This is a genomic window from Paraprevotella xylaniphila YIT 11841 (genome assembly GCF_000205165.1).
Lineage (GTDB): Bacteria > Bacteroidota > Bacteroidia > Bacteroidales > Bacteroidaceae > Paraprevotella > Paraprevotella xylaniphila.
In genome coordinates this window covers 32,619-44,835 of the sequence record NZ_GL883887.1, presented here as the reverse complement: position 1 = coordinate 44,835, position 12,217 = coordinate 32,619, and the positions used below count along the sequence as shown (strand labels likewise).

General features: G+C 56.1%; 8 protein-coding genes. 5 read left to right on the top strand and 3 right to left on the bottom strand.

The annotated features are described in order from the left end of the window. Positions 1-248: 248 nt before the first annotated feature. Together HMPREF9442_RS14385 and HMPREF9442_RS14380 are read right to left on the bottom strand one after the other, a co-directional pair. On the bottom strand, positions 249-1,553 hold the full coding sequence (locus HMPREF9442_RS14385; RefSeq protein ID WP_008630027.1) for a sensor histidine kinase: 1,305 nt from the start codon (positions 1,551-1,553) through the stop codon (positions 249-251). Beyond that, positions 1,550-2,917: a sigma-54-dependent transcriptional regulator gene (locus HMPREF9442_RS14380; RefSeq protein ID WP_008630025.1), complete on the bottom strand. Its 1,368-nt coding sequence runs from the start codon at positions 2,915-2,917 to the stop codon at positions 1,550-1,552. Before HMPREF9442_RS14380 ends, HMPREF9442_RS14385 begins: the two co-directional genes overlap by 4 nt. 242 nt (positions 2,918-3,159) lie before the next feature. Between HMPREF9442_RS14380 and HMPREF9442_RS14375 the strand changes: the two genes are divergently transcribed. The 5 genes from HMPREF9442_RS14375 to HMPREF9442_RS14355 are packed head-to-tail and all read left to right on the top strand — an operon-like array spanning position 3,160 to position 11,565. Further along, positions 3,160-4,599, top strand: coding sequence for a TolC family protein (locus tag HMPREF9442_RS14375; protein ID WP_420850140.1), 1,440 nt, complete (start codon positions 3,160-3,162; stop codon positions 4,597-4,599). Positions 4,600-4,634: 35 nt separating this feature from the next. Continuing rightward, positions 4,635-5,888 carry an efflux RND transporter periplasmic adaptor subunit gene (locus HMPREF9442_RS14370; protein WP_008630021.1) on the top strand — a complete coding sequence of 418 codons (1,254 nt, stop codon included), beginning with the start codon at positions 4,635-4,637 and terminating at the stop codon, positions 5,886-5,888. Between the two features lie 23 nt (positions 5,889-5,911). Further along, on the top strand, positions 5,912-8,365 hold the full coding sequence (locus tag HMPREF9442_RS14365) for an FtsX-like permease family protein (RefSeq protein ID WP_008630019.1): 2,454 nt from the start codon (positions 5,912-5,914) through the stop codon (positions 8,363-8,365). A gap of 42 nt (positions 8,366-8,407) precedes the next feature. Then, a complete protein-coding gene (locus HMPREF9442_RS14360) occupies positions 8,408-9,097 on the top strand; it encodes an ABC transporter ATP-binding protein (RefSeq protein WP_172634419.1) in 690 nt (229 codons plus the stop codon). A 14-nt stretch (positions 9,098-9,111) separates the two neighbouring features. Then, a complete protein-coding gene (locus HMPREF9442_RS14355; RefSeq protein WP_008630016.1) occupies positions 9,112-11,565 on the top strand; it encodes an ABC transporter permease in 2,454 nt (817 codons plus the stop codon). 94 nt (positions 11,566-11,659) lie between these two features. Here HMPREF9442_RS14355 and HMPREF9442_RS14350 read toward each other — a convergent pair whose 3' ends face one another. Beyond that, entirely contained in the window at positions 11,660-12,154 is a 495-nt protein-coding gene (locus HMPREF9442_RS14350) for a 3'-5' exonuclease (RefSeq protein WP_008630014.1), read from the bottom strand. Positions 12,155-12,217 lie beyond the last annotated feature (63 nt).

Below are 12,217 nucleotides of genomic sequence, written 5' to 3'. Positions count from 1 at the left end.
CTTTTAGGTCGGTGTAAAGGAATCCTCTTTCTTCCTAAAGCGTTACATTTTTCCTGTCGCTGAAAGGCTCGTTTCATTTGCCGCAGAACGGAAAATCAATCTAAGCCAAACGATTTTTCATTCTGCGCCAAATGATTTTTCGTTCTGCGGAGATTGATTTTTCTATTGTATGTTATTGATTCTCAGTGTGCAATAAAACGGTGCGGCGGTGGTAAAAAACCTGTATACAAGCATTCGTCCTGTGCGTTTCAAGTTTGGGGCGCACGCAGGCCGTTGCGCGGCAGGCAGAGGGTGAACAGGCTGCCTTTCCCCACAGCGGAATGCAGGGTGATGTAGCCGTGGTGTTGGTTGACGATTTGCTTGCATAGGGCCAGACCGATGCCCGAACCGTTCGGTTTGGTGGTGTAGAACGGGACGAAGATGCGCTCCTGCGCCTCCACGGGGATGCCTTGCCCGTAGTCCTGCACGCTGATTTGCACTTCGTCCTCGGCCGTGTTCCGGCGCAAATGGATTTTTATTTCGCTTTCGGGGCTTGGGGACGCGTCGCGTGCGTTGGTAATCAGGTTAATCAAGACCTGTTCGATTTGGGAGCGGTCGGCCTGGAACGTGAAACCGGGATAAGGTTGGTCGAAGGTGAGGTGCGTGCCCTCGAACAGCTTTTTCAAGTCGTCGAAAAGCTCGTCCACACGGATGGCTGCGTATTGCGGAGGGGGCACACGGGTCAGTTTGCGGTAGTTCTCCGTGAAGTGGAGCAGGCCCTTGCTGCGGCGGTAGATGGCCTGCAAGGCTTGCTGCATCTGGCCGTACTGTTGGGCGGAAGGTTCTGCCGTGGGGGCTTGCCGGGTGAGCGTCTCGCTCAGTGACAGGATGGGGGTGAGGGAGTTCATGATTTCGTGGGTCAGTACCCGGGTGAGCGTCTTCCACGATTCCAGTTGCTGTTCTTCCAACACGTGGTGTATGTCTTTGAGCGTGAGGAGTATCCGTGGGTGGTTGTCCAAAGTGAAGCGTGTGGACGAGAGCAAGAGTTCTTTCGTTTGCCCGTGGCGTTCCACCGGCACTACGCGCGCCTCCGGTCCGGACCGCCGCAACCATTCCTCCGGCACGCACCGGCATGTGCCGACTTGTGCCGTGGCCGCCCGGTTCATCCATTCCACCTGCCCTTCGCCGTCGCACGAGACGATGCCGGTGTCCACGTGGTCGAGCAGGAGTTGGTAATATTTCTGCCGTGTGGCCTCGTCGAACAGCTGTTGCCGGTATGCGGCGAGCGTGTGTTCGATTTCCCGTTCCAGGCCGAGGGCGTGGCCGGATTCCTCCGGGGCGAAACGGGGAATCTCTTTCAACCCGCTGTGGCGGATGCCCCGTATGAAAGAGCGCAACAGCCTGATTTGGCGTGTCTGCCGGTGGTGGAGGGAAGCATACAGGCCGATGAAGGCCGCGACGCACACGGCAGCGGTGAGCCACAGTTGCTCCGCAGCGCAGAAACAGGCGGCTGAGGCCGTCAGGAACAACCCTGCGCCGCAGGCGGCTGCCTGCCAATGAGGGGGTATTTTCATAAGCCTAATTTTTCGAGTTTGCGATAGAGCGAGTAGCGCGTGATGCCCAACATCTGGGCGGCGCGGCTCATGTTGCCTTCGCACAGGCGGACGGCTTTCTCCACGGCGTTGCGTTCCAGTGCTTCCAAGTTGAGTGTCCCGCCGTCGGCCACGTGCGATGCCGGGGCGTGCAGCAGGAAGTCGTCGGCATGGAGGGTGTCGGCGTTGCAGAGCACGACGGCGCGTTCGATGGCATGTTGCAGTTCGCGCACGTTGCCCGGCCAGGCATACCGTTGCAGCTTGCCCCTCGCCTCGCGTGCGATTTGCCGGATGTCTTTCTTGTATTTCCGTGCGTACGTCCGCAGGAAATGGTCGGCTAGCAGTTGGATGTCCTCGCCGCGTTCGCGCAGGGGCGGGATGTGGATTTCCACCGTGTTGATGCGGTAGAACAGGTCTTGCCGGAACGTGCCCTCCGTCACCTGCGCGTGCAAGTCGGCGTTGGTGGCGCATATCAGGCGCACGTCTATCGGAATCTCGTGCGTGCCGCCGAGACGCACGATGCGCCTTTTCTCCAAGGCCGTGAGCAGCTTGCTTTGGGCGGCGGGGGAGAGGTTGCCCACCTCGTCGAGGAAGAGCGTGCCCCCGTGGGCCAGTTCCAGCCGTCCTTTCTTTTCTTTGCGGGCATCGGTGAAGGCGCCTTTCTCGTATCCGAACAGTTCGCTCTCGAACAAGGTTTCCGGCACGGCACCCACGTCGATGGTCACGAACGGTTCTGCCGCACGCGACGAATGGGCGAGTAGGTAGCGGGCCACTACGTCCTTCCCTGTGCCGTTCTCGCCCAACAAGAGCACGTTCACGTCGGCCTCGCGCAAGCGTCCGATGGTGGAGACGATGTTCCTCATGCCCTCCGATTCGCCGATGAGCAGGGGCTGCGGCGTTTCCCGTTCGGCACTGAGGGCTTCCACGCGCTCTTCCAACCGTCCCACCTCCGTCTGCGAGCGGCGCAACTTCATGGCGGCGTGGAGCGTGGCCAGCAGCTTATCGTTTTCCCAAGGTTTCGACACGAAATCCGTAGCCCCGGCCTTGATGGCCTGCACGGCTTTGTCCGTGTCGGCATAGGCCGTCATCATGACCACCACGGCATGGCGGTCCAGTTTCAGGATTTCCTGCAGGCAGTCCATGCCCTCTTGTCCGCTCACGGTGTCGCGGGTGAAGTTCATGTCCAGCAGCACGATGTCCGGCCGGAAGTCGGTGATGAAATGCACGATGCGGTCGGGCGAGCGCATGACCTTGACTTTCTCCGCGTAGGGTTCAAGCAGGAGATGGAGGGCGAAGAGCACGTCTTCGTTGTCGTCTATGATGAGTATTTTTCCTAATGCAGGCATAGAATATGGTATTTGGTACGGGGCAAAGTTACGCAAAAATGTGTGCGGATGTGCATTTCCGCACATAAAAAGTGCAAATCCGCACAAGTCGTTTTCAGGTGTGGATGGGGTACACGTCTAGAATACAGTTGTTTGTGTTTTTGGCACGCAATTTGGATGTGATTAGTTGTAACCGAATGATAAAAAGACTTATGGACATCAGAATGCGGATAGGATGCGCGGCATGCGCGGTGTGTTGGGGGATGGGGACGGCGGCACAGCCTCTTCTGCCTGCGGGCGGCTGGGGATTGGACGATGTGGTGCTCCGGGCCTGCCAGTCTTCGCCCGACGCGTTGGCCGCACGCCATACATTCCGCTCGGCCTATTGGGACTACCGTTCGTTCCGGGCTGACTATTTGCCTTCGCTTACGTTGACTTCCGGCCCGAACCTCGACCGTTCCATCAACCAAATCACGATGGAAGACGGGTCGGTGCGTTTCGTCGAGCAAAACCTGTTGAACACCGACCTGTCCCTGCGCGTGCAGCAGAATGTCAGTTGGACGGGCGGCACGTTGTCCTTGGAATCCTCCCTTTTGCGTACGGATTTGCTGAGCGACCGCACTTTTTCTTGGAAGAGCGTGCCGGTCAACATCGGCTACAGCCAGTCGCTTTTCGGGTACAACAGCCTGAAGTGGAGGCGGCGCATCGAACCGGTGCGCTACGAGGAGGCGCAGCGGTCTTATCTGGAGACGATGGAGTTGGTAGCCGCACGGGCCGTGGACAAGTTCTTCGCGCTGGCCATGGCACAGAGCAACTATGCCACGGCGTGCCAGAATTTCGCCCATGCCGACACGCTCTACCGTTTCGCGCAGGGGCGTTACCAGATTGGCACGACCACCGAGAATGAGATGCTCCAACTCGAAATCAACCGCCTGAACGAGGAAACCAACCGGCTGAATGCCCGTATCGAGATGGACGAATGCGCCCTGGACTTGCGTTCCTATCTGGGCTTGCATGAAGGCGACACCTTGCCCGCGATACGGATGGTCACGGAAGTGCCCGACGTGATGGTGGAGGAGGGGGCGGCCTTGCAGTGGGCGCATCTCCACAGTCCCGACATCCTCTACATGAAGCGGCGCAAGTTGGAAGCGGAAAGCAACGTGGCGCAGGCCAAGGCCAACGCCGGCCTGAAAGCCGACCTCTATCTCCGTTTCGGCCTGACGCAGACGGCAGAGAAATTCTCTTCCACCTACCGCCATCCGCTCGACCAACAGGCGGTGAGCATCGGCATCACCTTGCCCATCCTGGACTGGGGAAAGGGGCGCGGACAAGTGCGCGTGGCCCGTTCGCAGCGGGACTTGGTGGAGACGCAAGTGGAGCAGAGCCGCACGGACTTCGACCAAAACATCCGCAAGTTGGTGGGGCAGTTCAACCTGCAGGGGCTACGTGTGCGCGTGGCGGCCCGCACGGACAGCACGGCCTTGCGCCGCAGCGAGGTGGCGCGCCGCCTGTACGTGTTGGGAAAATCCAGTGTGCTCGACCTCAACGCCTCTATCGAGGAGAAAGATGCCGCACGCCGGAATTACCTGAACGCCCTGCACACTTACTGGAGCCTCTACTACACCCTGCGCAGCCTGACGCTCTACGACTTCTTCGAAGGCCGCCCGTTGCAGGTGGATTACGGGCAACTGGTGAAAGACTGAACCTGAATGTGTAACGTTTATACCTTATTATATATATGGACATACAACTCAAGAAAAAACCGTGGTTCGTGCGCCACAAATATTATGTGTCGGGAGGCATCGTGTTCCTCTCCTTGGCTGCCTATACGGTGGTCTTGCTGTTCTCGCCCGAGAAACAACGCGTGTCGGCCGATACGTTGGGACTTGCCGAAGCCGTAGAGGCCGACTTTTTGGAATACGTGGAGCAGGAGGGGGTGGTGCAACCCATGCTGTCCTTGCGCGTGAACAGCCGGATAAGCGGCTACGTGGAGCGCATCGTGGCCGAAGAGGGCGCACGGGTGCGGCAGGGCGACACGTTGTTGGTGCTGTCCAATCCCGAGTTGTTGGACGAGATGGAGGTGCAGGAGAATGCCCTGCACAAGCAACTCATGTCCTACCGTGAGCAGGAAATCGAGATGGAACAGAAGACTTTGCTCTTGCGCAAACAGGTGTTGCAGAACCGTTATGAGCTGCAACGCATTTCGGACAGCTATGCCCTGAGCCAAGAGGAGTTCCGCATGGGCATCAAGAGCAAGGCGGAACTGGAGGTGGCGCGGCAGGAGTACGAGTACAAGACCCGTGCGGCGGAACTGGAACAGGAGAGCCTGCAGCACGATTCGGCGGCCACCATCATGCGCCGCTCGCTCATCCGCAACGACAGGGAGCAGGAAATCCGGAAATTCGAGCGGGTGAAGGCCAAGCAGGAGTGGCTCGTGGTGCGTGCGCCCCTCACGGGGCAGTTGAGCAACCTCACGGTCGTGCCCGGCCAACAGGTGCAGGCCGGAGGGGAAATCGGAGAAGTCAAGGTGCTCGACCGCTATAAGGTGCGGGTCACTCCCGGGGAGTATTACATCGACCGTATCGTAAGCGGGCTTCCAGCCAAGGGCACTTACAAGGGCAAGCGATATGCCATGTCGGTGCGGCGCGTCGTACCGGAGGTCAAGGACCGCATGTTTACCGTGGACTTGGCTTTTACGGGCGAGGTGCCTCCGTCCTTGCGCCTCGGGCAGGCTCTGCGCGTGCAGATAGAATTGGGTAACCCGGAACGGGTGCTGACCATCCCTCGTGGCGATTTCTATTCCGTGACGGGCGGACAGTGGATTTATAAGGTGGTGCCGGGCGAGAGCCGTGCCGTGCGCACGTTCATCCGTTTGGGGAGGCAAAACCCCAAGCAATATGAAGTGTTGGAAGGCCTGCAACCCGGCGACCGTGTCATTACGTCCGGCTACAGCCGTTATGGCGACGTGGAGGAATTGGCATGGGACGAATGAAACCAAGGAAATAGTTTGAAGCTATGGGAACAATAAGTTTGTGGGTGCAGAACCTGAAACAGGCCTTGCGTAATCTGCGCAGCCACGGTTGGCAGGCTGGGATTTCTGCCATGGGATTGGCCGTGGGCATCGTGTGCCTGACGTTCAGCCTGAACTGGCTGTGGACGGAAACGAACTACGATTACTTCCGTCCGGGTTACAAGGACTTGTATCTGGTGCAGTATAATGATTCTACCCGTTGGACAGTCAGTGTCGTTTACAATGTGGCTGTGCAGATGGACAGTTTGTTGGAGGGAAAAGCTGAAGTAGGAGTGGTAGGGATGACATCGGGTATCCAAGTGTATCCTTCCGGTCGGAAAGAGGACTATTTTCGAGCCAGTAGCTTGGCTGCTTCTTCTGGGATGGTGCGTGCTTTGGGGCTTACGGTACTGTCCGGCGACCCTGAAAAGGCATTGGCCATGCCCGGGCATGTGGTTCTGACAGAAAGTCTGGCCCGGAAGATTTTCGGAAGGACGGATGCCGTGGGGCAAACCTTTGAGACCTCCGGTTATGGTGTGGATGGGACGCAGGCCGTGGGGGCGGTAGTAGCCGATAACGAAGGTAGGACGTTTAGGGAGTACGATATGTTGTCGCCGCTGAATGTGCAGGAAAGTGAACGGGAGTGGAATGCTTTCGGTCTTTACATGGTCTATGTCCGGACCGAAGAACCCAGGGTTGTGGAGGAAGCGTTCAGCCGGATTTACTTGCCGCAGGAGAAGAGTTACTGGAAGTTCCGGCTTATCCCTTTGCGCACGGCTCATAAGGTGGGTTACGGCGAATCTTTCCTGCACGCTTATTTTTACCCTTTGGCGTTCACGCTGATTTCCGTCTTGTTGTTGTGTAGTGCCGTAGTCAACCTCTTGGCGGTGTACACTTCCGTTTTTTTAGGACGGGTGCGCGAATACGCCTTGCGCCGCAGTTTGGGAGCGTCGGCATGGCAGAATGCCGTTTGGATGCTGACGGAGGTCATGCCCGTTGCCTTGTCGGGCATTTTGTTGGGCTGCGTGGCCTTGGAGTGGTTGGCGCACGAAGGCCAAGTGCCCGGCAATCTTTCGCATGTGTATGTCTGTTTCGCACAAGTCGTGGGGGCAGTGCTCGTGTTGGTGGTGGCCGGGACGGGTTATCCCGTACACAAGGTGCGCCGGGCTTATCGGTTTACGTTGGGCGGAGGGGTTTCCGCAGGCCGTTCCCACGCTTGGCTGTTGGTGGTGCAATGTTTCGCGTCGGCTTTCTTGCTGTTCATCTCTTTAGGCATGCAACGCCAGTTGTCGGGGATGATGAACCAAGACCTTGGCTTTGAACGTGAGGACATATTGCGTTTGCACACCGGGCGGAAATACTGGCCCGGCGAAGAAGAACCTTTTGATTTCAAATCCATATTTTACGACTTGCCTCAGGAGTTCCGGAAGGAGGCGGCAGCCGGTATCACGGATGCCATAGCCTTGCCTGCGGATATTTTCAACCGTTTTTCGCGGAGGCGCATCAATTTGTTGACCGAAGAAGAATGGAACGGGAAGAAGGATGACAGGTTGACACCCGAAAACGAAATAGATTATATGGAGGTTCCTTATGCGGCTTTCGACTTTTTCCACCTGCACATTCTGAGAGGTGCGCGGTTGGAAGGACAGCCGGAACAGGACGGTGTGGAGCCGGTCATGTTCAACGAGGCGGCTTGCAGGAAGTTCCGGGCGGGAGACTTCAGGAAGGTGAACCTTTATGTCGGCTCCGATGATACCGGGCATAATATAATGATGTATACTACGTGGACTAACCATATTGCCGGAAAGTTGGAAGTGAAAGGCATCATGGACGTGCGCTTGAGCGATTTCCACGAAGAAGAACGGCCATTGATGTGGGTCGGTATCCCCGACCGTCACGAATGCCGTTTCGTGGAACACGATGCGGTGTATGTCAAACATGCGCCGGGACGACGCGAGGACGCAGAGGCTGCCATACGCCGCGTGTTGCGGAGGTTCGACGTCCCCGAGGATAAGATTCACTTGATGCCGTTAGAGCAATATATGGCAGACAGCTACAAGGAAGAGACTTATTACGCCGGTTTGCTTTCGGCGTTGACGGTGTTCAGCGTGTTGATAACGTTTTCCGGCGTGTTCTCCATGCAGCTCTACTCCTTGCGCTTGCGGCGGAGGAGCATGGCCATCCGCCGGGTGATGGGCGCGGGTTTCCGGGATGTTTTCCGACCTCAGCTCAGGTCTTATTTGCTTTATGTCGTGGCGGGCAGCGTGTTGGCCTACTTCCCGGCGGCATTGCTCATGCACAAATGGATGGAATATTTCCACTACGGTGAGACACCGGGCGTGGGACTGATGGCGGCCATCGTGTGCGGCATGTGTGTGGTGGTATCGCTCATCGTTTACGGACAGGTGCGCCGATGCATGAACGACAAGCCGGTGGAAGTGCTCCGGCCGGAAGCTTAAACATAAATATTAATTGATAAATGAGAATAATGTATGGAAACGATGATTCAAGTGAATGAATTGACAAAAGTGTTCAAGACAGACGAAGTGGAAACTTGGGCTTTGGACAAAGTGAATATCGAGATAGGTCTGGGTGAGTTTGTGGCCGTCATGGGGCCTTCGGGCTGTGGCAAGTCCACGTTGCTTCACATTCTCGGCCTGTTGGACAGCCCGTCTTCGGGGCAATATCTGCTCGACGGGAAAGACGTGTCCTCTTGTAGCGAGTCGAAACGGAACGAATTGCGCAAAGGCATGTTGGGGTTCGTGTTCCAGAGTTTCAACCTCATCGACGAGCTGACGGTGCAGGAGAACATCGCCTTGCCATTACTTTACATGGGTGTGCCGAAGCAGGAACGCCAGCGCAGGGTGGAGGAGGCCATGGCCCGCATGGACATTATGCACCGTTCACGCCATTATCCCCGTCAGATTTCCGGAGGACAGCAGCAGCGCACAGCCATCGCCCGTGCCATCGTGACCCGTCCGAAGTTGATTCTGGCCGACGAGCCGACGGGAAACTTGGATTCCAAGAACGGCAAGGAGGTGATGGGCTTGCTCAGCGAACTGCACCGCGAAGGGACGACCATCGTCATGGTGACCCATTCGCAGCATGATGCGGGCTATGCCGACCGCATCATCCATCTGTTTGACGGGCATGTGCTGGGTGAGGAAGAAGCCGGATTGCAGAACCTTTAGAAGCGGAGGTCGCCATGGGTTTATGGATTCAGAATTTCAAGCAGGCTCTTCGCGGTCTGCGCCACCAAGGGTGGCAGGCCGTGGCCTCTGTGTCCGGTTTGGCGGTAAGCATCGTGTGCCTGACGTTCAGCGTGAACTGGCTGTGGACGGAGACGCACTATGACAGTTTCCGGCCGGGGTATAAGGATTTGTATGTGGTGGAACGGGAAGATTCTTTGGAGCATACCGAATCCCTGTTGTATCGTTGGGGTGACAGGGTAAGCAGTGTGTTGGGGAAGGAAGCTATGATTGGCATGTACCGTTACCAAGGAGGGCGGGAACGTGTTTACCTGCCGGATCGTCCCGAAACGTTTTTTTATGCGCAAGAGCTGTCTGCATCTACGGAGATGGTAGCCTTGTTGGGATGCCGTGTTCTTTCCGGTTCGCTTGAAGAAGTGGCGGCTGCGGATAACCGGATTGTTTTGACCGAAACTATGGCCCGCAAGTTGTTCGGGCGCATAGATGTGTGTGGCGAGAGTGTATGTCACATACAGAAGTGGCGGCAGTTGCTTTATACAGTGGGAGCCGTGGTGGAGGACTGCCGGGGAAAGAGCAATTTGCATTATGACTTTATCAGCCCGTTGTGGGTGGAGGATTATGAGAGGAATAGTGCGGTTCATGAAAATTTCAGGATTCTGGTCCGCACATCCCGTCCGGAGCGGACGGAAAGCGAACTTTCACGCGTGGATATAAAAGATAGTTATCCCACGGGAAAACTGGTGCTGACCCCTTTACGTATGTTTCACAAGATGGGAGACGGCTCCGGTTTTGTCCGGGCTTACTTTTACCAACTGGCGTTTGTGGCAGTGTCTTTGCTATTGGTGTTGAGTGCCGTAGTGAATCTGTTGGCGGTTTACACGTCTATATTTTTAGGACGAATCCGTGAGTATGCTTTGCGGCGGAGCTTGGGTGCCTCGGATGTGCAGAATGCCAAATGGATGCTTACTGAGATGTTGCCGGTGGTGTTCCTCGGGCTGTTGTTGGCAGCGATGGGCGAAGAGTGGTTGAGGTATGAGGGTTATGTGTTGGGCGATGCCGGGCAGATAGGCCGTTGCCTTGCGGTGGTGTCGGGATTCGTGGTGTTGCTTTGCCTCTTGGGGATGGGGTATCCGGTGTGGAAGATGCAGAATACTTATCGCTTGTCTTTCTGCGGTCAGTCTCAGGGACAGCGGACGCACGCGTGGATGCTTGTGGTGCAATGTTTCGCGAGTGCGTTGCTGCTTTTCCTTTCGTTGGGGATGCAACGCCAGATTTCCGGGATGATTCATTCCGATTTGGGCTTCGAGCGCAACAACATCTTGCGGTTGTACACTGGGTGGCTGACTTTGCGGGGACAGGATGAGGTGTACAACTATATGTCTATTTTTAAAAATTTGCCCCAAGAGTTCCGTAAAGAATCCGGTTCGGGTATTACGGATGCAATAGCCATGCCCGGTGATATTTTCAATCCGGTGTCGTTGCACTATATTTCGGTAGGGACGGAAGAAGAACTGGCCGGTAGAAAAGAAAGTTATGAAAGTGGGGATAAGGGTGTGAGATATGCGGAGATTCCTTTCCGTGCCATGGAGTTTTTCGGAATCAAGTCCAAGAATGGTGCCACGTTCTCCTCCAAGGCCGAGCAGGCCGATAAACTGCAAGTCCTGTTCAATGGCTCTGCCATGCAGGCGTTCAACGTGAAGGATGTGCGCAAGGCACGGTTGTACACCGGTAAAATGACGGGTAATGAGCAGTGCATCCTGTTAAAAACAGACTATAATACGCATTACGAGCATCAGGCATTGAATATTGTGGGCGAAGTGGATATTCGTTTGTCGGATTTCCATAAAGGAGAAGAAGAGATGATGTTGGTAGGTGTTTCGGAGAATCATCAATGTGATTTCTTTGAGCATGATGCCGTATATATCAAGCATGAAGAGGGTAAGCGTGAAGATGCCGAGGCTGCCGTCCGCCGCGTGTTGCAGCGTTTTGACGTGCCGGAAGAGAAAATCATCTTGTCGTCTTTGGACGAATACATATCGGGAAATTACAAAGAGGAAACGTATTACGCTAATCTTCTGAGTGCTTTGACGGTGTTCAGCGTACTGATAACGTTCTCCGGTGTGTTCTCCATGCTGCTCTATTCCTTACGCCTGCGGCGAAGGAGCATGGCCATCCGCTGGGTGATGGGTGCAGGTTTCCGTGATGTTTTCCGGCCGCAGCTCCGGTCTTATTTGCTTTATGTCGTGGCGGGTGGCGTGTTGGCCTACTTCCCGGCAGCATTGCTCATGCGCAAATGGATGGAGTATTTCCACTACGGTGAGACGCCGGGCGTGGGATTGATGGCGGCCATCGTGTGCGGCCTATGCGTGGTAGTGTCGCTCATCGTTTACGGACAGGTGCGCCGATGCATGAACGACAAGCCGGTGGAAGTGCTCCGGCCGGAATCGTGATAAGATATAACTGTTTTTCATTTTCCGGGACTGTCCCTGTACGGATGCTTTCTGTGCAGGGACGGTCTTTTTGGTACAGTAGCCGGAGCGGCCGTCACAGGATTTTTAGGGCAATCCGGGCGCATGCTTCTGCGTCGGCCAAGGCATGATGGTGCTGCGTCAGGTCGTATCCGCAGCGGAGGGCTACTGTTTGCAGTTGATGGTTGGGCAAGTCCCGGCCGAATGCAAGACGGGAAGCGCGGAGGGTGCAATGGAACGGGTAACCGGGGTATTCCATGCCATAGGCTTGGAAGGCGGCTTTCAGGCATCCTTCGTCAAACGGGCGGTTGTGGGCCACCAAGGGCAAACCTTCAATCAAGGGTATGATTTCGCGCCATACCTCCGGGAAAGGGGCGGCGTGGGCCGTATCCTGAAAGGAAAGCCCGTGAACCTGTGTGTTCCAATAGTTATAGTAATTGGGATAGGGGCGTACCAGACGGTAGTGTCGGATGGTAATTTCCCGGTTGCGGACCACCACGAGCCCCACGCTGCAAATGCTGGAACGTTGCCCGTTGGCGGTCTCGAAATCTATGGCGGCAAAGTCGTTCATGTCGTAGTGCGCGGAAGTGTACGTTTGATTGCAAAAATAGCAATAATGCGTCAATTTACGGCA

Coding starts and splice junctions, on each gene's coding strand:
- HMPREF9442_RS14385 (WP_008630027.1), bottom strand. CDS start 1,553: ATGAAAATACCCCCTCATTGGCAGGCAGCCGCCTGCGGCGCAGGGTTG.
- HMPREF9442_RS14380 (WP_008630025.1), bottom strand. CDS start 2,917: ATGCCTGCATTAGGAAAAATACTCATCATAGACGACAACGAAGACGTG.
- HMPREF9442_RS14375 (WP_420850140.1), top strand. CDS start 3,160: ATGGGGACGGCGGCACAGCCTCTTCTGCCTGCGGGCGGCTGGGGATTG.
- HMPREF9442_RS14370 (WP_008630021.1), top strand. CDS start 4,635: ATGGACATACAACTCAAGAAAAAACCGTGGTTCGTGCGCCACAAATAT.
- HMPREF9442_RS14365 (WP_008630019.1), top strand. CDS start 5,912: ATGGGAACAATAAGTTTGTGGGTGCAGAACCTGAAACAGGCCTTGCGT.
- HMPREF9442_RS14360 (WP_172634419.1), top strand. CDS start 8,408: ATGATTCAAGTGAATGAATTGACAAAAGTGTTCAAGACAGACGAAGTG.
- HMPREF9442_RS14355 (WP_008630016.1), top strand. CDS start 9,112: ATGGGTTTATGGATTCAGAATTTCAAGCAGGCTCTTCGCGGTCTGCGC.
- HMPREF9442_RS14350 (WP_008630014.1), bottom strand. CDS start 12,154: ATGAACGACTTTGCCGCCATAGATTTCGAGACCGCCAACGGGCAACGT.